17 protein-coding genes are annotated in these 18,689 nt (G+C 73.4%); 5 read left to right on the top strand and 12 right to left on the bottom strand.

Translation table 11 applies throughout. The features are described 5' to 3' along the window. Positions 1-373: 373 nt before the first annotated feature. On the top strand, positions 374-1,243 hold the full coding sequence (locus BLU95_RS30335) for a 3-hydroxybutyryl-CoA dehydrogenase (protein WP_093862785.1): 870 nt from the start codon (positions 374-376) through the stop codon (positions 1,241-1,243). A 479-nt stretch (positions 1,244-1,722) separates the two neighbouring features. Here the strand turns inward: BLU95_RS30335 and BLU95_RS30330 are convergent, their stop codons facing one another. The 9 genes from BLU95_RS30330 to infC all read right to left on the bottom strand — a co-directional run bounded on the left by BLU95_RS30330 (position 1,723) and on the right by infC (position 11,491). Then, positions 1,723-2,454, bottom strand: a complete 732-nt coding sequence (locus BLU95_RS30330) for a DUF7873 family protein (protein ID WP_093862784.1) — start codon at positions 2,452-2,454, stop codon at positions 1,723-1,725. A gap of 175 nt (positions 2,455-2,629) precedes the next feature. Then, positions 2,630-3,469 (bottom strand): chitosanase, encoded by an 840-nt coding sequence (locus BLU95_RS30325; protein WP_093862783.1) that lies wholly within the window; start codon positions 3,467-3,469, stop codon positions 2,630-2,632. A gap of 200 nt (positions 3,470-3,669) precedes the next feature. Further along, positions 3,670-6,171 carry a phenylalanine--tRNA ligase subunit beta gene (gene pheT / locus BLU95_RS30320; RefSeq protein WP_093862782.1) on the bottom strand — a complete coding sequence of 834 codons (2,502 nt, stop codon included), beginning with the start codon at positions 6,169-6,171 and terminating at the stop codon, positions 3,670-3,672. Continuing rightward, positions 6,171-7,292 carry a phenylalanine--tRNA ligase subunit alpha gene (gene pheS / locus BLU95_RS30315; RefSeq protein WP_093862781.1) on the bottom strand — a complete coding sequence of 374 codons (1,122 nt, stop codon included), beginning with the start codon at positions 7,290-7,292 and terminating at the stop codon, positions 6,171-6,173. The genes pheT and pheS overlap by 1 nt, the downstream gene beginning before the upstream one ends. A 279-nt stretch (positions 7,293-7,571) precedes the next feature. Beyond that, positions 7,572-8,675 (bottom strand): sensor histidine kinase, encoded by a 1,104-nt coding sequence (locus BLU95_RS30310; protein WP_093862780.1) that lies wholly within the window; start codon positions 8,673-8,675, stop codon positions 7,572-7,574. A 255-nt stretch (positions 8,676-8,930) separates the two neighbouring features. Next, the gene (locus tag BLU95_RS30305) at positions 8,931-9,800 is read right to left on the bottom strand and encodes a TrmH family RNA methyltransferase (protein WP_093862779.1); all 870 of its coding nucleotides are present in this window, start codon (positions 9,798-9,800) and stop codon (positions 8,931-8,933) included. A gap of 98 nt (positions 9,801-9,898) precedes the next feature. Then, positions 9,899-10,294: a 50S ribosomal protein L20 gene (gene rplT / locus BLU95_RS30300; protein WP_030395970.1), complete on the bottom strand. Its 396-nt coding sequence runs from the start codon at positions 10,292-10,294 to the stop codon at positions 9,899-9,901. Positions 10,295-10,403: 109 nt separating this feature from the next. After that, entirely contained in the window at positions 10,404-10,598 is a 195-nt protein-coding gene (gene rpmI, locus BLU95_RS30295) for a 50S ribosomal protein L35 (RefSeq protein ID WP_030055648.1), read from the bottom strand. Positions 10,599-10,735: 137 nt separating this feature from the next. Then, entirely contained in the window at positions 10,736-11,491 is a 756-nt protein-coding gene (gene infC, locus BLU95_RS30290) for a translation initiation factor IF-3 (protein WP_093862778.1), read from the bottom strand. Between the two features lie 463 nt (positions 11,492-11,954). Here infC and BLU95_RS30285 point away from each other — a divergent pair, with 463 nt between their 5' ends. Continuing rightward, positions 11,955-12,332, top strand: a complete 378-nt coding sequence (locus BLU95_RS30285; RefSeq protein WP_093862777.1) for a DUF1844 domain-containing protein — start codon at positions 11,955-11,957, stop codon at positions 12,330-12,332. 64 nt (positions 12,333-12,396) lie between these two features. On the opposite strand, the gene BLU95_RS30280 is transcribed toward BLU95_RS30285, so the two are convergent. Next, a complete protein-coding gene (locus BLU95_RS30280) occupies positions 12,397-13,170 on the bottom strand; it encodes an SseB family protein (protein ID WP_093862776.1) in 774 nt (257 codons plus the stop codon). A gap of 159 nt (positions 13,171-13,329) precedes the next feature. Here BLU95_RS30280 and BLU95_RS30275 point away from each other — a divergent pair, with 159 nt between their 5' ends. The 3 genes from BLU95_RS30275 (at position 13,330) to BLU95_RS30265 (ending at position 16,310) form a co-directional block, all read left to right on the top strand. After that, positions 13,330-14,586, top strand: a complete 1,257-nt coding sequence (locus BLU95_RS30275) for an amino acid deaminase/aldolase (RefSeq protein WP_093862775.1) — start codon at positions 13,330-13,332, stop codon at positions 14,584-14,586. A gap of 78 nt (positions 14,587-14,664) precedes the next feature. Then, positions 14,665-15,093: a hypothetical protein gene (locus BLU95_RS30270; RefSeq protein WP_093862774.1), complete on the top strand. Its 429-nt coding sequence runs from the start codon at positions 14,665-14,667 to the stop codon at positions 15,091-15,093. A 293-nt stretch (positions 15,094-15,386) separates the two neighbouring features. Further along, positions 15,387-16,310 (top strand): lytic polysaccharide monooxygenase auxiliary activity family 9 protein, encoded by a 924-nt coding sequence (locus tag BLU95_RS30265; RefSeq protein ID WP_093862773.1) that lies wholly within the window; start codon positions 15,387-15,389, stop codon positions 16,308-16,310. 181 nt (positions 16,311-16,491) lie between these two features. Here the strand turns inward: BLU95_RS30265 and BLU95_RS30260 are convergent, their stop codons facing one another. Together BLU95_RS30260 and BLU95_RS30255 are read right to left on the bottom strand one after the other, a co-directional pair. Continuing rightward, entirely contained in the window at positions 16,492-17,673 is a 1,182-nt protein-coding gene (locus tag BLU95_RS30260; RefSeq protein ID WP_093862772.1) for a DUF2510 domain-containing protein, read from the bottom strand. A 173-nt stretch (positions 17,674-17,846) separates the two neighbouring features. Then, complete coding sequence (locus BLU95_RS30255) at positions 17,847-18,689, bottom strand: SDR family oxidoreductase (protein ID WP_093862771.1); 843 nt, start codon at positions 18,687-18,689, stop codon at positions 17,847-17,849.

Genomic DNA, 18,689 nt, shown 5'->3' with positions numbered 1-18,689 from the left:
CGGCGCGCGGGGGCGGTACCCGGGCGGGCGCGCGACGCGGGCGGGCCCACCCGTTCGGCGCAGGCGCGGCACCGGGAGCGCCACCGGGAGCGGAACGGGACGGGACGGGCGGCGGAAGTGGGCGGGACGGGCAGCGGACGGGGACGGGAGCGGGCACCGGACGGGAAGGGACGCCGGGGACGCGGTCGGGACGACCTGGGGGCGGGGACCGGCCGTTCCGCCCGGGGAGGGGATGACCTACTCGCCGGTAGGGAGTAGTAACGTCGTCGGGACGGTGCACCGGTCCGCACATACCGGTGCCCCCGAACCGCCGAACAGCAGCTGCTGGGCCACTGTCGCTGGGCGACCCCCAGCACCACCGAAGGGCAACTGAGTGAGTGACATCGCGCGCGTCGGAGTGATCGGCTGCGGCCTGATGGGGTCGGGCATCGCGGAGGTGTTCGCCCGGGCGGGGCTGGACGTCCTGGTCGCCGAGGCCAGCGGGGAGGCGCTGGAGTTCGGGCGCACCCGGCTGACCAACTCACTGGAGACCGCGGTCAAGCGCGGCAAGCTGACGGAGGAGCAGAAGGACGAGGCGCTGGGCCGGCTGTCCTTCACCGTCGACCTGGCGGACTTCGCGGACCGCGACCTGGTGGTCGAGGCGGTCGCCGAGCGCGAGGACATCAAGGTGAAGATCTTCGAGACGCTGGACCGCGTCGTCGAGCGCCGGGACGCGATCCTCGCCTCCAACACCTCCTCGATCCCGATCGTGAAGCTGGCCGCCGCCACCTCCCGTCCGGAGCAGGTGATCGGCCTGCACTTCTTCAACCCGGCGCCGGTGCAGAAGCTGGTCGAGGTGATCCCGACCCTGACCACCTCGTCGGCGACCACCGACCGGGCCGAGACCTTCGCCGTCGAGGTGCTGCACAAGGCCCCGATCCGCGCCCGGGACCGGGCCGGCTTCGTGGTCAACGCGCTGCTGGTGCCGTACCTGCTGTCGGCGGTGCGGATGTTCGAGACCGGTGTGGCCACCGCCTCCGACATCGACAAGGGCATGGAGGCCGGCTGCGCCCACCCGATGGGCCCGCTGCGGCTGTGCGACCTGATCGGCCTGGACACCATCGTCTCCATCGCCGAGTCGATGTACGACGAGTACAAGGAGCCGCTGTACGCCGCTCCGCCGCTGCTGTCCCGGATGGTCGACGCGGGCCTGCTGGGCCGCAAGTCGGGCCGGGGCTTCTACGACTACACCGCGACCGCCTGACGGCCGGTCCGCCCGGGAGCGGGTACGCCTGACGGCCTGCCCCTTCCCGACAGCCGGTCCGACAGCCGGTCCGACGACCGACCGGCCGCGGACGTGACGGGGCCCGGGAGCGGTATCCAGCTCCCGGGCCCCTGGTGTGCCACCCAGTTGCTCTGCACCGGCACGTTTAAGGGTGTGGGTCAGTTTTACAACGTTGCTCTGCCATTGAAGCTACCGCGCCACGGAGAGGCGCAGACGGGAGTCGAACCCGCAACCCACGCTGTAGCACACACCCGGTCGATCCGGCGCTCGGCGGCGAATGCTGATTCTTGAGCGAGAGTCTGAGTCTTACGGGGCGCCTCTGCCATTTGGGCCACTCCGGCAGGTGGTGCCGGAGGAGGGAATCGAACCCCCACCATTTCCCCGGTATCAGCTTCAACGTCAGTATCAGCTTGCGCTCTTCGCGCCACCCCCGGTCTCACCCGGGGGCGATCATGGGGCTACCCGAACAGGTAGCCGAACACCGCGTCGCCCACCCTGCGGTCGTCGACCTCGGCCCCGTTGGCCTCCTCGCGGGCGAACTGCACGGCCTGCTGGAGCTTCTCGACCCGCTCGACGAGTTCGTTGACCCGCCGGGCCGGGAGCGCCCCGGAGAACTTCACGGTCGTCCAGTAGCCGATCGCGATGTCCTCGTAGTACACCTCGACCTGGGCCGGGTGCTTGTCGGTCGCCTCGGCCTTGACGTGGTTGCGCGGCACCTTCCTGGTCCGGTTGGTGCGCACCGCCTCGGTCTTCCAGGAGTCCGTGGACGGGTCGTGGCTCCAGGCCTCGGCGGCGTCCAGCACGGGCAGCTTGCGGACGAAGGTCCGCAGGTCGGTGAGCTGCTTCTCGAGGAAGAGCAGGTAGGTGACCGGCGCGTCGGCGACCAGCGTGCGGCCGTCCACCACCACGTCCGCGCGGGCGGTGGTGTTGGCCCAGTCCTTGGTCGCGACGACGTCGAACAGCCTGGTCAGGGTGGTGGCCGTGGCCCGCAGGACGTCCTCGGCCTTGACCTGGACCCGGGTGGACTCCGGGGGGAGCTGCTCGCCCTCCTCGTCCTTGGGCTGGTACGTCCGGGAGATGCCGGCCAGCAACGGCGCCTTCTGCAGGTCCTGGTGGGACTGCGTCAGCTCCTGGAAGGACTTCGACTTGACGCCCTTTTCGACGGCGATGATCTGGTTCAGCTTTGCCACGTCGGGGACGCTACCAGCGCACGTGTTCGGGCGTCATCCGAATTACCGCTCCCCGCCGACCCGTTCGACCCCGCCGGGACGTTCGCCCCCGCCGACCCGTTCGGCCCCACCGGCACACCGGTGGCGGGAGGCCCGGCCGCCGCCGCACCTCCCGCCACCACCCCCCGGCGGCCCGTCAGCTGTTGATGGTGTAGCTGTCGCCGTAGACCTTCCACTTCAGCGGGGGGTTGAGGTCGAAGTTCTTGGCGTTGAGGAAGACCGTCTGCTCGGTGTCCACCCGGCTGGTGTCCGAGTGGGCCTCCTCCTTCAGCATCACGGTCTTGCGGGCCGCCAGGAAGGCCTTCAGGTAGGTGGCCTCGTCGCCGCCCTGGGCGGGGGTCTTCGCCTTCTTCATGGCGGCCTTGCGGATGCCGCCGAAGCTGTCCGTGCTGTCGCCGGGGCCGTGCATGACGATCGCGTCGTAGTAGGCGAACTGGCCGAGCGCGCGCAGGCCGTCGGCCTTGGCCTGGTTGACCGCGGGGTTGAAGTAGACGCGGTCGCGCTCGTCGTTCTGGGCCTGCTGGAAGACGCTGTCCTTGGCGGCCGTGGCCCAGTCCTTCTCGAAGGCGGAGCCGAGGCCGGAGTGCGACTCGGTGCCGTTGACCTTGCGCAGCGCCGGCAGGTACTTGGCGAGGATGTTGCCCGGCTTGAGGTCGGTGTAGTGCTCGACCAGGTCGAGCATGTCACCGGTGCCCGAACAGAAGCCGATGATGCCGGCGGTGTAGCCGCGGCCGTCCTTGATGTCCTCGATGTACTTGTACTGGGACTTCCAGTCGAGGGAGGAGTTCTCGGCGCTGGACACCAGCTGCATCGCGATGTCCTTCTTGTGCGGGTCGTCCAGGCCGACGGCCGCGAGCCGGGTGGCGGCGGCGGGGGCCGGGGCGGCGTGGACGGTGCCGGCGGCGGCGACACTGGCCGGGACGGCGACCAGCAGGGCGGCGAGAGCGAGCCTGGCGGTGGGGTGCTTCAGTCGCATGAGGGGGGCTCCGTTTTCCCGGTCCGGGGCATGGGGGTCTCCGGACGCACGAGGAGAGTTAGGAAAGTTTCCTAACTAGATTGAAGCGTTCACGCCCGCCACCGCGCAAGGGCCTGGCGCCATCTTTGCGGGCCCGGTCATGCGAAAGGCCCCGACCGGTGGTCCGGTCGGGGCCCTCGTACCGCTGGGTGGACGGGCCGTCAGGCCCCGCGCAGCACCGCGCCGGTGCGGGCGACGGCCTCGGCGACGGCCGCCTCGCGGGCGGCGCTCGCCTCGTCGGCGGTCAGCGTCCGGTCCGCGGCGCGGAACCGCAGCGCGTACGCCAGCGACTTGCGGCCCTCGCCGACCTGCTCGCCGGTGAAGACGTCGAACAGCCGGATCGCCTCCAGCAGCTCGCCGGCCCCGGACCGCAGCGCGGCCTCGACCTCGGCGGCCGGCACGGCCGCGTCGACGATCAGCGCGACGTCCTGGGTGGCCACCGGGAAGCCGGAGACCGGCGGGCCGTCGACCCGCACGGCGCCGTCGGCGGACAGCAGGTCCAGGTCGAGCTCCATCGCGGCGGTGCGCTCCGGCAGACCCAGCGCCTTGACGGCGCGCGGGTGCAGCTCGCCGGCGTGGCCGACCACCCGGTCGGTGCCCGCCACGACCAGCTCGGCGCAGCGGCCCGGGTGCCAGGGCAGCAGCTGCCCGCGGCGCACCTCCAGCTCGACGCCGGCGGCCCGGGCCACCGCGCGGGCGGCCTCGATCGCGTCGGCCCAGCCGGCCGCGGAGCCCTTGCCCCACCAGCCGGACGGCAGCCGCTCACCGGCCAGCGCCACCGCGACCCGGCGCGGCTGGTGCGGCAGCGCGGCGTCCAGCGCGGCCAGCTCCTCGGCGCTGGGACGGCGGTCGACGGCCGGGCGCGGGGCGACCGACAGTTCGTCCTTCGGCAGGAACACCGTCCCCGTCTCGAAGATCGCCAGATCGGTGTTGCCGCGGCCGATGTTGCGGCGCAGCGCCCCGAGCAGGCCCGGCAGCAGCGTGGTGCGCAGCCCCGGCTCCTCGTCGTTGAGCGGGTTGACCAGCGTCACCGTCCGGCGGCGGCGGTCGTCCGGCTCGAGGCCGAGCGCGTCGAAGGACGCCTCGCCGACGAACGGGTAGTTGTTGACCTCGACGTAGCCGGCGCCGGCCAGGGCCACGCCCACGCGGCGGTGCGTGCGCTGCGCCTCGGTCAGGCCCTTGCCCGGCGGCACGGTGGGCATCCGGGCGGGGACGTTGTCGTACCCCTCCAGCCGGATGACCTCCTCCGCGAGGTCGTACGGGTCGGTGAGGTCGGGGCGCCAGGTCGGCGGGGTGACCTCCAGGACGTCGGCGCCGGAGACCGAGCAGCCGATCTCCTGCAGCCGCCGGGTGACGGTCTCGCGGCCGTACCCGGTGCCGGCGACCCGGTCGGGCAGGTCGGCGGCGATGGTGATGGTGCGCACCGGGTGCGGGGCGGCGATGTCGGTGACACCGGCCTCGGCGGTGCCGCCGGCGATCAGCACCAGCAGGTCGACGGCGCGCTGCGCGGCGGCGCGGGCGGCCTCCGGGTCGACGCCGCGCTCGAAGCGCTTGGACGCCTCGGAGGGCAGCTTGTGCCGCTTGGCGCCGCGGGCGATGGCGACCGGGTCGAAGTGCGCCGCCTCGATGATCACCTCGGTGGTGCCCGGGCCGGCGGCCGGGTCGAGGATCTCGGTGGAGGCGCCGCCCATGACGCCGGCCAGGCCGATCGGGCCGCTGTTGTCGCAGATCAGCAGGTCCTCGGCGGACAGCGTGCGCTTGACGCCGTCCAGCGTGGTCAGACTCTCGCCCGGCTCGGCCCGGCGGACCGTGATCGGGCCGTCCACCCGCTGCTTGTCGTAGGCGTGCAGCGGCTGGCCGACCTCGAGCATCACGTAGTTGGTGATGTCGACGGCGAGCGAGATCGGGCGGATGCCCGCCTTCTGCAGCCGGCGCTGGAGCCAGATCGGGGACTTGGCGGCCGGGTCGATGCCGACCACGGTGCGGGCCACGAAGCGGTCGCAGCCGGCCGGGTCGTTGACCTTCACCAGGTAGCCGAAGGAGTTGGCCGGCGGCACGTCGAGCAGCGCCGGGTCGGCCAGCGGCAGCCCGTAGGCGGCGGCGGCCTCGCGGGCCACGCCGCGCACGGACAGGCAGTAGCCGCGGTCCGGGGTGACGGCGATGTCGAGCACCTCGTCGACCAGCTGGAGCAGCTCGATCGCGTCGGTGCCGGGCTCGTACTCGGGCGGCAGCACGATGATGCCGTCGTGGTCGTCGCCCATGCCCAGCTCGCGGGCGGAGCAGATCATGCCGGCCGAGGTGTGGCCGTAGGTCTGGCGGGCGGCGATCGGGAACGGGCCGGGCAGCACGGCGCCCGGGAGGACGACCACGACCTTGTCGCCGACGGCGAAGTTGGTCGCGCCGCAGACGATCTCCTGCGGGTCGCCGGTGCCGTTGGCCTCGCCGACGTTGACCCAGCAGTGCCGGATCGGCTTCTTGAAGCCGGTCAGCTCCTCGATGGAGAGCACCTCGCCGACCACCAGCGGGCCCTTGAGGTCGCCGCCGAGCTGCTCGACGGTCTCGACCTCCAGGCCGGCCCGGACCAGGCGCTCGGCCACGTCGCGGCCGGTCTCGCCGGCCGGCAGGTCGACGTACTCGCGCAGCCAGGAAAGCGGGACGCGCATCAGATCTCCATCCCGAACGGGAGGGTGAAGCGCACGTCACCCTCGACCATGTCGCGCATGTCGGCGACGTTGTGACGGTTCATCAGGATCCGCTCCAGGCCCAGGCCGAACGCGAACCCGCTGTAGCGGTCGGGGTCGACACCGCAGGCGACCAGCACCCGCGGGTTGACGACGCCGCAGCCGCCGAGCTCGATCCAGCCCTCGGAGCCGCAGGTGCGGCAGGGCCGGTCCGGGTTGCCGACCGACTCGCCGCGGCACACGAAGCACTGCAGGTCGATCTCGGCGCTCGGCTCGGTGAACGGGAAGTACGAGGGACGCCAGCGCAGTTCCAGGCCGTCGCCGATCAGGGTCGAGACCAGCTGCTCGATGGTGCCCTTGAGGTCGGCGAAGGTGATGCCCTCGTCCACGGCAAGGCCCTCGACCTGCCGGAACACCGGGGTGTGGGTGGCGTCCAGCTCGTCGGTGCGGTAGACCCGGCCGGGGCAGACCACGTAGACGGGGGGCTCGCGGTCGAGCAGGGTGCGGGCCTGGACCGGGGAGGTCTGGGTGCGCAGCACCACGCCGGAGTCGGCGGAGCCGTCCGGCGCCTGCACGAAGAAGGTGTCCTGCATGGAGCGGGCCGGGTGGTCCGGGCCCAGGTTGAGGGCGTCGAAGTTCAGCCACTCGGCCTCGACCTCGGGGCCCTCGGCGACCTGGTAGCCCATCGCGACGAAGGTGTCCTCGATGCGCTCGGCCAGCGTGGTCAGCGGGTGGCGGGCGCCGCGCGGGGTGCGGTCGTAGGGCAGGGTGACGTCCACCGCCTCCTCGACCAGCACCCGCGCGTCGCGCTCGGCCTCCAGTTCGCCCTGCCGCTTGGCGAGGGCCTGGTTGACGGCGCCCCGCGCCTGGCCGATCAGCTTGCCGGCGGCGGCCTTGGCGTGCGGGGGCAGGGCGCCGATCTCGCGGTTGGCGAGGGAGAGCGCGGAACGGTCGCCGGTGTGGGCGACCTTGGCCTGCTTCAGCTCGTCGAGGCTGGTGGCGGCGGCGAACGCGGCGAGCGCCTCGTCCCGGGCCGCCTCCACCACCTCGGGCTTGAGGGCCTCGACCTCTACCGGGTCGTACGACTTGTTGGGTGCCGACATCTCTATCTTCCCGTGCTCCTGCTCGTCCGTGCTCAGGTAAGGGGGCTCGTGCGCCCTCCGGGCCCGCCGACGGGCAGGAGGGGGCCACCGCGTCACGCCCGGCGTGGCCGGGGCACGGGCAGCCGGTCTCCGAACGGGGGAGGTGGGTTGTCCGCGGCACAGCCGCGCAGGGCGTTCCACAACGCCAAAGGTCGAGTGTAGTCGCAGCGCGTAGCGCGACCGCCGTCAAGCCCGCCCGTGGACCGACCGCGCCCCGCTGGGCAGGGCGCCGCTGCTCGTTCAGAGCATGAAGTCGGGGATCCCGGCGGGCAGGACGAATCGGAACCGGGCGCCGCCACCGGGCGCGCGGTCCACCCGGATCGAGCCGCCGTGGGCCTCGACGATGCCCTTGACGATGTAGAGGCCGAGACCGGTTCCGCCGCGCCTGGAGCCGCGCCAGAAGCGGGTGAAGACGCGTGGGACCGCCTCTTCGGGGATCCCGCTTCCTTCGTCGCTCACGGTGACCGCTGTGCCTTCCACGATGCGGGGCGGGGTGCCGGGGCGCTCCCAGACGGGGGCCTCGACGACCTCCTTGGCCGGTGCCACCTCGATGGTGACAGTCCCCTCGCCATGGCGCACCGCATTTTCCAGCAGGTTGGCGAGCACCTGGTCGACCTTGTCCGGGTCGGCCCACAGCACCGTCAGCGGCTCGCCGATCCGGATGTCGAAGCGGTCCTCGGGAATGCCGGTGGCGACCTTGCGCTCGACGTGCCGGCGGACGGCCGCGGCCAGGTCCACCACCTGCTTGCGCAGTTCGAGCCGGCCGGCGTCGATCCGGGAGATGTCCAGCAGCTCGGCGATCAGCCGGGTGACCCGGTCGGCGTCCGCGTCCACGGTCTCCAGCATCAGCCGCTTCTGCCCGTCGGTGAACCGCTCCCACTTGGCGAGCAGGGTCGCCGTGAAGCCCTTGACACTGGTGAGCGGCGAGCGCAGCTCGTGCGCGACGGTGGCGATCAGTTCGGCGTGGCTGCGCTCGGTGCGGCGGCGGGCCTCGGTGCCGCGCAGGGCGATCACCAGCTTCTCCACCGGTCCCTTGGGGCGGGCCCGCACGTAGCGGGCGGAGACCAGCACCTCGCGGCCGCCGGGCAGCAGCAGATTGCGCTCCGGCTGGCTGGTGCGGACGGCGAGGCCGCCGTACGGGTCGGTCAGCTGCCACCAGCGGCGGCCGTCGAGGTCCTCCAGCGGGAGGACGTCCTCCAGTCCGCTGCCGAGGGCGGCCCCCGGGTGGATGCCGGTCAGCCGGGCGGCGGCGCGGTTGAAGCAGACCACCCGGCCCAACGCGTCGGCGACCACCAGGCCGTCCGGCAGGTCGTCCGGGTCGAGCTCTGGCCCGCTGCCGACCATGGGTGTCCTCCCCGATTACCCACCGTGTCTTTCCCCCCACCGAGGCAGACCCTAGCGCCTCCCAGCCTCGGGTAATAGGGCCCACGACGAGTTCCCGGCGCGGTCGGCACGACGGCGCGCGGCGCCCGTTCCCGGGCGCTCGCCGGGGGACCGCCCGGGGCGGCCGGACGGGGCGCGGTGCCCGGGCGGGCGGGAGGACCGCCGGCGGCCGGGCGGGGCCGGACGGCGGGCGCCGCCGCGAGCGGACCGCGGGCGCTACCGGACGGCCGCGCGGCACCCGCCGGGCGAGCGCTGGGCGCGGGCCGAGGCGTACAGGCAGACCGCGGCGGCGGTGGCCAGGTTGAGGCTCTCGGCGTGCCCGTGGATCGGGACGCGCACGACCTCGTCGGTGAGCGCGCGGGTCTCCTCCGGGAGCCCCCACGCCTCGTTGCCGAACACCCATGCGCCGGGCGCGCCCAGGGTGCCCTCGTCGAGCTCCCGGTCGAGGTCGCGCTCCCCCGCGCCGTCGGCCGCGAGCACCCGCACGCCGGCCTCGCGCAGCCGCCCGATCGCCTCCTCGACCGGTACGCCGACGGCCACCGGGAGGTGGAACAGGCTGCCGACCGAGGCCCGGACGGCCTTCGGGTTGTAGAGGTCCACGGAGGCGTCGGTGAGCACCACGGCGTCGGCCCCGGCCGCGTCGGCGGTGCGCAGCACGGTGCCGGCGTTCCCGGGGTCGCGGACGTGGGCGAGCACGGCGACCAGCTTCGGCCGGGCGGCCAGCACGTCGGCGAACGGGGTGTCGATGAAGCGGCAGAGGGCGACGATGCCCTGCGGGGTCACGGTGTCGCAGATCCCGGCGATCACCTCGTCGGTGGCGGTGAGCACCGGCAGCCCCTCGGCCAGCGCGGCCTCGACGATCCCCGCGTGCCGTTCGGCGGCCTCGACCGTGGCGTACACCTCGACCACGGCGTGCTCGCCCGAACCCGGCAGCCGCCCGTACGCGACGGCCTCGCGCACGGCCTGCGGGCCCTCGACGAGGAAGCGGCGCTCCTTGCCGCGCTGGCTGCGCTTGGCGAGCCTCCGGGCGGCGATGACGCGCGGCGAGCGCAGGGAGGTGAGCAGGGGCGTGTCGGTGCTCGGCATGGTCTCGTCTCTGTACTGGCGTCTGTGCGGTAACGCAAAACCGGACCCGCAGGATCGAGCCTGCGGGTCCGGTCAGCTCAACACAACTGATCCGAGGATCAGGCGGCGTCGGCGGCGGCCTTCGGGGCGTTGACGTCGGCCGGCAGCGCCTTCTGGGCGACCTCGACGAGCGCGGCGAACGCACCCGGGTCGTTGACGGCCAGGTCGGCCAGCATCTTGCGGTCGATCTCGACGCTGGCGGCCTTCAGGCCCTGCACGAAGCGGTTGTAGGTGATGCCGTTGGCACGGGCCGCAGCGTTGATGCGCTGGATCCACAGCTGACGGAAGTCGCCCTTGCGCTTCTTGCGGTCGTTGAAGTTGTAGACCAGCGAGTGGGTGACCTGCTCCTTGGCCTTGCGGTACAGGCGCGAGCGCTGGCCGCGGTAGCCGCTGGCGCGCTCCAGGATGACCCGGCGCTTCTTGTGGGCGTTCACTGCCCGCTTGACGCGTGCCACTTGATTACTCCTTGGGTAGGACCACGGACTACTTCACGTGGTCCGTCATTCGAATGGGTCGGGAAGGATCAGCTGCCCCGCACACGGCTGGCGCCGGGCGGGAGGGCGATCACTTGCCGAGAAGCTTCTTGATCTTCTTGGCGTCGGCGGGGGCCAGCTCGACCGTCCCGGCCAGCTTGCGGGTCAGCGTCGAGGGCTTGTGCTCCAGGAGGTGGCGGCGGCCGGCGCGCTCGCGCAGCACCTTGCCAGAGCCACTGATCTTGAAGCGCTTGCTGGCGCCACTGTGCGTCTTCTGCTTCGGCATGTCGCCGTATCTCCTCGTCGGTCCGTCCACGCCCGCGCGGTGTGCGCCGCGCGGGCGTGAAGGATGGATCTGTGGTGACCGGGCGGGACGCCCCGTCACCCTGGTGGCCGGTCTCCCGGGCCGCTGACCGGGGAAGGTCAGGCGCCCTGGGAGGCCTCGGCCGGCTGCTCGACCGGAGCGGCGGCCTCGGGGGCCTCCGTCTCGGCGGCGGCGTCCTGGGCCTCGGCGAGGTCCTCGGCGACGTCCTCGGACTCCAGGACCTCGTCCTGGGCCTCGAGGAGCTCCTCGGAGTCCGCGGCGGCGTCGGAACCGGGGGTCCGGCCCTGACGCTCGGCCTTGCGGGCGTCGGCGAGGGCGCGGGCCTCGGCCATCGCCTCGGTCTTCTTCTTGTGCGGGCCGAGGACCATGATCATGTTTCGGCCGTCCTGCTTCGGCGACGACTCGACGAAGCCCAGGTCCTGGACGTCGTCGGCGAGCCGCTGGAGCAGACGGAAGCCCAGCTCGGGGCGGGACTGCTCACGACCACGGAACATGATCGTGATCTTGACCTTGTCGCCCTGCTTGAGGAACCGAACGACGTGACCCTTCTTGGTGTCGTAGTCGTGCGGATCGATCTTCGGCCGGAGCTTCATCTCCTTGATGACCGTGTGCGCCTGGTTCTTGCGCGCCTCACGGGCCTTCATGGCCGACTCGTACTTGAACTTGCCGTAGTCCATGAGCTTGCACACCGGCGGCCGGGCGGTCGCCGCGACCTCGACCAGGTCGAGGTCGTACTCCTGCGCGAGCTCCAGCGCCTTGGCAAGCGGCACGATGCCGACCTGCTCGCCGCTGGGACCGACGAGTCGCACCTCGGGGACGCGAATCCGGTCGTTGATGCGGGGCTCGGTGCTGATGGGGCCTCCTCGGTTGCACCTTCTGCGATGCGGCCGTCGGACGGCGGTCGCACGTAGTGGACTCGACCACTGGGCGGGGCTTCATTCGTGCTGCGCTGTGGATCCCTGCGCCCACACCGCGACACGAAAAAAGCCCCGCTCGGTACAAGCGGGGCTCCACACAACCGGGGGCGACACCCGGCGAGGGGTGCTGCGGCGACTGTCGGCGCTGGGCGCCCGTCGCGGACCGGACCCGTCGACCGCGAGGCCGCTCGGGTGGGAGACTGTCGTGGTTGCCCTCTCGGGCCTCCTGGGTGGAGCCTCCTCTTGCTGGCCGGGCTTCCCTGAGGACGCCTGGCCGGTCAGTCTCGAAGCATACAGCCCCGGGGGATCGAACGCCATTCCGCCCCCGCCCGGCCCGGCTTGTACGCTCCCTCTGTACGGACACCCTGTACGGACACCGGCACGACGGAACGAGCCCCCCTTGAGCAGCGAGCCCACCCAGAACCCCGCCGCGGACGACGAGGCGATCGGCTTCGACGACCTCACCCGGGACATCGCCGAGGTCCCGGCCGTCGAGGTGATCACCACCGTCGCGGTGCACCTGATGAGCGCCGCGGCCGTCAAGTGCGGTCTCGCCGAGGGCGGCGACAAGGACAAGGACCTCGACGAGGCCCGCAAGCTCATCACCGCGCTGGCCGGTCTGGTCACCGCCGGCGCCCCGGAGATCAGCAACTTCCACGCGGCACCGCTGCGGGACGGCCTGCGCTCGCTGCAGCTGGCCTTCCGCGAGGCCTCGCTCGTCCCGGACGCCCCGGGCTCGGGCCCGGGCGAGAAGTTCACCGGGCCGGTCTACTCCTGAACCCAGGACGCAGCCACGACGGCGGGGAGCATCGTCACGTGACGATGCTCCCCGCCGTCCGTCGTCAGCGCCGGTAGAGCGGTTCGCCCGGCAGCCCGGCGCCCGCCGGCAGGACCGCCAGGTCCAGCCCGAGGTCCAGCCGCACCCGCAGAACCGGGTCGGTGGCCACCGCCCGGCCCACCCGCTGCGCGGCCTCCTGCATCCCGGCCCGGTCCAGCTCCGGGTCCAGGACCACCGCGAGCACGCCGTCCGAGTCCTCGGCCGCCGCCAGCACCCCGGCGACCACCTGCGGCTCCGCGGCCAGCAGCGCCCGCACCGCCTCCCGCACCTCGGGGTCGGCGGCCGGCGCCAGGTACGGCCGGTTCTCCGCCAGCGCGCGCAGCCGGGCCCCGGACAGCAGGAACGGCACCGGCCCGGCCGGGTCCAGCAGCAGGGTGTCCGCGCGCTCGGAGAAGGCGACCATGGCGGCCTGCGGCGCGGCCACCGGCGCCGGGCGGGCGTCGGCCCGCCAGCGGGCCAGCGACTCCAGCGAGGTGAAGGCCGGCAGGGCGCGCCGGCCGTCGGCGGCCTCGACCAGCGGGACGGCCATGTCACTGCTCTTGTCGTGCTTGTGCCCGTGCTCGTCCACCTCGACCTCGCCGAGGATCGCCACGATCGGCACCATCAGCCGGGTCGGCGTCAGCGCCGCCAGGACCTGCGGCTCGGCGGCGGGATCCTGCGTCCAGCGGGCGAGCGCGGCGGTCAGCGCCGGGTCCGCGGTGCCGTCGTCGCCGGAGAAGCCGGGGTCGGGGATGCTCTTGCCGGCGAAGGCCGGGTTCGGGAAGTCGTTGCGGTCCACCCGCCGACCCTATGCCACCGTGCGGCCGCCCCGCGCGGACCGAAGGTCCCGTCCGGGCCCTGTCGGAGCCCCTGTCCGGAGCATCCGCCCGGAACCCCGTCCGAAGGTCCCCCGTCCGACCCCTACCCGCGGGTAGGGCGGGTGTGGCACGCTGCGCCCATGGCCACGCCCCAAGCCGCTGCCCGCACCGCGTCCACCCGCCCGGCCGCCGCCCCGCCGGCCCCCTCCCCCGCGGCCGACCGCGCCCGGTACGACCGGGCCACCGCCCATCTGGACGGCCCGGTGGCCGTGGTCGACCTGGCCGCCTTCGACGCCAACGCCGCCGACCTGGTGCGCCGGGCCGGGGGCAAGCCGGTCCGGGTGGCCAGCAAGTCGGTGCGCTGCCGCGCCCTGCTGGAACGGGCACTGGCCGTGGAGGGCTTCGCCGGGGTGATGGGCTTCACCCTCGCCGAGTCGCTCTGGCTGGCCCGTACCGGTCTGCGCGACATCCTGCTCGCCTACCCCTCGAGCGACCGCGCCGGTTTCGCCGAGCTGACCGCCGACCCGGAGCTCGCCGCCGCCGTCACCGTGGTCCTGGACGACCCGGCCCAGCTGGACCTGGTCGACGCGGCCCGGGGCGGCTCCGCCGAGGTGCGGGTCTGCCTGGAGCTGGACACCGCGCTGCACCTGCTCGGCGGCCGGGTCCGGGTCGGCGCCCGCCGCTCGCCGCTGCGCACCCCCGGGGACGTGGCCGCCTTCGCCGAGCTGGTGCAGCGCCGCCGGGGCTTCCGGGTGGTCGGACTGATGGCCTACGAGGGACACGTCGCCGGGGTGGGCGACGCGGTGCCCGGGCGGCCGGTGCGCTCCGGGCTGATCCGGCTGATGCAGGCCCGGGCCCGGACCGAGCTGGCCGAGCGGCGGGCCGCGACGGTCCGACTGGTGCGCCGGGTGGCCGAGCTGGAGTTCGTCAACGGCGGCGGCACCGGCAGCGTCGAGTCGACGGTGGCCGAGGCCGCGGTGACCGAGGTGGCGGCCGGCTCCGGGCTGTACCAACCGCGGCTGTTCGACAACTACCGCTCGTTCCGGGGCCGGCCGGCCGCGCTGTTCGGCCAGCCGGTGGTCCGTCGGCCCGGGCTCGGCGTGGTGACGGTGCTGGGCGGCGGCTACCCGGCGTCCGGCGCGGCCGGTCCGGACCGCTCCCCCGTGCCGTACCTGCCGGCCGGGCTGCGCTACGACCCGATGGAGGGGGCGGGCGAGGTGCAGACGCCGCTGCTCGGCGCGGCCGCGGACGATCTGCTGATCGGCGACCGGGTCTGGTTCCGGCACGCCAAGGCGGGGGAACTCTGCGAGCGCTTCCCGGAGTTGCACCTGATCGAGGGCGACCGGGTGGTGCGCACCGTGCCCACCTACCGGGGCGAGGGGCACACCTTCCTCTGAGCCGCGCGCTCCCTCCCCCTCGGCGGCCGCGGTTCCACTACCGTGGACGGGGGCACCGGACCGACGGAGGGGGAGGCCGTGGAGGCCGAGATCGCGCAGCTGGTGACGACGGGGGCCACCACGGTGGTCGGGCTGATGGCCACCGAGGCGTGGACGCAGCTGCGGTCCCGCCTCGCGGGGCTGCTGGGGCGCGGGCGGGACGCCGAGGAGGTGTCGGCGGAGCTGGAGGAGATCCGGGTCGAGGTGGTCCGGGCGGACGGCGACGCCGAACTGGTCGGCGACCAGGCCGCCGAGCTGCGCAACCGGATCCGCCGGGCGCTGCGGCAGGACCCGCAGGCGGCGGCGGAGCTGGCGGCCCTGCTGCGGGAGTTCGCGCCGCGGCAGCAGCCGGGCCTCACCGTGCACAACGAGATCCGCGGCGGGACGTTCAACGAGTCCGTCGTCCAGGCGGGGCGGGCCGACCGGATCACCTACAACTACCAGTCCCCGCCGCCCGGGAGGGACTGACCCCGCCCGGGTCGCCGGGAGTCCCGGGAGCCCCGGCGGCCCCGGGAACCTTGGCCGGACCTTAAGAAGGCCCGATGGGATGCCTAACCACGGCTCCCCGTCGGGCCTTTGCGCTGCTCGGCGGGCTACATTCCGTCAAAAAGTGGCCCACAGCGCGCTATTGCCAGCTGGTCTAGTCCAATCATACGCTCAGCCCAGGGACCGGACCGCCGGGTCGAACGGCCCCTCGGGCAGACGTGCCCGGCACTCCCCCACAACCTCGGCCCGGTACACGGTCAAGGAGTCCCCACCCCATGTCCATGAAGCGCACCGCCCTGTCCGTCGGCGTCATCGGCGCCGCGTTCCTCTCCGTCTCGGCGGCCGGCATCGGCACGGCCGGCGCCCACGGCACCGTGACCAACCCGGTCAGCCGGATCGCGGCCTGCTACGCCGAGGGTCCGGAGACCCCCAAGTCACAGATCTGCAAGGACCTCGTCGCACTGAGCGGCACCCAGCCGCTGTACGACTGGAACGAGGTCAACCTCGCCAACGCCGCAGGCAACCACCAGGCGCTGATCCCGGACGGCAAGCTCTGCTCCGCCGGCCGCGACAAGTACAAGGCCCTGGACCTGCCGCGCGCCGACTGGCCCGCCACCGCGGTCACCGCCGGCAAGATCGACTTCAAGTTCCGGGTCACCGCCCCGCACCAGGGCAACCAGACCATCTACATCACCAAGCAGAGCTGGAACCCCACCCAGCCGCTGAAGTGGTCCGACCTCGACCCGGTGACGGTCGCCCAGGTGCCGACCCTGCGCACCTCGGACAACGGCTACTACAACTACAGCGGCACCCTGCCGCAGCGCACCGGCCGTCAGCTGCTCTACATGGTGTGGCAGCGCACCGACAGCCCCGAGGCGTTCTACAGCTGCTCGGACATCGACTTCGGCAAGGGCACCTCGCTCACCGAGGCGGTCTCCGCGCTCACCGCCCAGGCCCCGGCCGCGCCGAGCGAGGCGCAGATCGCCGCCGGCCAGTCCAAGTCCACCGTGGCCCACCACGGACACGGCGGCAACGCCGAGGAGCCGGCCGGCAAGGTCGTCGCGGCCGACAGCGCCGCGGTCGGCGGCGGTTCGGCCACCGGGCCGCTGCTGCTCACCGGTGCCGCCGCGATCGGACTCGGCTGGGCCGCCATGGTGCTCCGGCGCCGTCGGGTCGAGGCTGTTCGACACGACGGCTGACCGCCGGAAGCCGGGGCGGCGCCGTCCTCGGACCCCCGTTCGGCGCCTGCCCCGGCCGATCCACCCGTTGCAGTACGGCGGCGGCCCGCCCGGAGTGTTCCGGGCGGGCCGCCGCCGTGCGTGAGCCGAACCGTGCGGACCGCGCCCCGGGGCCCGGTCGGGTCCCGGGGCGACTGCCGCGTCAGGTGTTGGAGGTGCCGGTACCGCCGCCGTCCTGGCCGCCGGGGAAGCCCGGGATCGCGGGCAGCTTGCCGCTGTAGTCGTTGATGCCCTTGAGGATGGTGTCCATCACCGAGACGTCCGGCGCCTTGTCGGCGATGTCGAAGCCGAAGTGCACCGAGACCAGCGACTTGCCGTCGGCGGACGGGAAGACCACCGTCTGCACGTAGCCGTCGTTGCCCTTGGCGGCGTCCACCTTCCAGCGGACCAGGTAGCCGTCGCGGCCGTCCACCTTGACCGCCTCGGACTTGAGCTCCTGGTGCGAGAGGACCTCGTTGTAGGAGTCCTTGACGGCCTTGTCGATGTCGGCCTTGGCCGCCGCCTGGACGTCGGTGCCGCTGCCGTCGATCCGGCCGGTGTTGGCACCGCCCAGCGAGCAGCTGCCGCCGCCCTCGCAGTCGTAGGAGCCGATGGTGATCAGGGCGAAGCCGTCGCGGGTGGTGCCGCCCTCCCAGCCCGAGGGGATGGACAGGACCAGCCGGTTCACGGCGTCGACGGCCTGGGTGCTGTTGGCGCCGTTGCCGCGGCCGCCGTTGCCGTTGCCCTGGCCGCCGTTGCCGTTCCCGTTGCCCCGGCCGCCGTTGCCCTGGCCACCGCCGTTGCCGTTGCCGTTACCGCCGTTACCGCCGTTACCGTTGTTGCCGCCGTTGCCGCCCGGGTCGCCGAAGTCCGGCAGACCGCGCCACGGGCCGCCGTTGCCGTTGCCGTTGCCGCCCGGCGGAACGGCCTGGCGCGCGTTGTGGTGCCGGTCGCCGTGGTCGTCCATCGCCAGATAGGTGATGCCCGAACCGACGCCCAGGCCCAGCACGGCCGCCACGGTGGCCGCGATCACGAGCTTGGACGGCTTGCGGCGCCGCTTCGGCGGCGGGGGCGGCGGCGAACCGTAGGCGGCGCCGAAGGGCGGCGGCTCCGGGAAGCGGACCGACGGTCCGCTGTCCAGCACCTCCCCCTCCAGCACCCGGGTCTCGGCGGTCTCCTCCGGCCCCGGAGCGCCGGCCGCCGGGGCCTCCGGCGGCGGCGCGTCCGAGGGTGCGGGCCGGGTGCTGGCCGTCCAGCCCTTGCCGTCCCACCAGCGCTGGGGTCGCGGGTCGCTGGTGATGTCCTTCGGGTCCGGGTACCACCCGGCGGGGATCTGCTCACTCACGACAGAGAATCTAAAGGCAGCCGGATAAGCGCGAAATCAGCTGGACCCCGAATTCCGGCCCTTTTCGATGAAATTACCGTGAGAAGGCGGCAGCGGCCCCTCCGAGAGCCCGGACCGTGTCTTTCCGATCACACCCCGGGCCGCACCGTGCTCGCACTCCGGGCGGCACCCGGTCACTCCCCGGGGCCGTGCGGCGGCGCCGCACCGGCGCCGGAGATCCCGCCGTCCACCAGGAGCTCGCCGGCCGTCATGAACGAGGAGTCGTCGCTGGCCAGGAAGGCGACCGCGGCCGCGATCTCCTCCGGCCGGGCGAAGCGGCCGAGCGGGACCCGCGCCAGCCGGCGGGCCGCCCGCTCCGGGTCCGCCGCGACCAGCTCGCGCAGCAGCGGGGTGTCCACCGGCCCCGGGGAGAGCGCGTTCACCCGGATCCCCTCCCGGGCGAACTGCACGCCCAGCTCGCGCGACATCGCGAGCACTCCGCCCCGGGACGCGGCGGCGGAGATCCGCGAGGCCGCCGAGCCCGACCGGGCCACGAAGCCCGCGGCGTTGACGATCGAACCGCGCCCGTGCCGGCGCATGTACGGCAGCACGGCCAGACAGCACAGGCGGACCGAGGTCAGGTCGGCCTCCTGGACCCCGCGCCAGGCGTCCGGCCCGGCGGTCAGGACCGCGTCGTCCTCCGGCAGCGGGGTGTCCGTGTTGTTGAAGGCGACGTCCACACTGCCGAAGGTCTCGTAGGCCTCGTCGAAGAGCGCCTCGACCATCGCCGGGTCGGTCACGTCGGTGTGCACGAACAGGCCGCCGACCGCTTCGGCGGCCGCCCTGCCGGCGGTCTCGTCGAGGTCGGCGCAGACCACCCGGGCGCCCTCGGCGGCGAGCCGGCGGGCCGAGGCCGGGCCGATCCCGCTGCCCGCACCCGTGATCACGGCCGTACGCCCGACCAGCCGGCGGCAGACCGGCTCGCCGGCCTCCCCGGACTCGTGGGGGTGGTGCGGCCGGGGGGCGTTCCGGGTCAC

It is taken from the genome of Streptomyces sp. TLI_053, assembly GCF_900105395.1.
GTDB lineage: Bacteria > Actinomycetota > Actinomycetes > Streptomycetales > Streptomycetaceae > Kitasatospora.
Note: the sequence above shows the minus strand (reverse complement) of the source record. Positions and strands in the feature narration are given on the sequence as shown.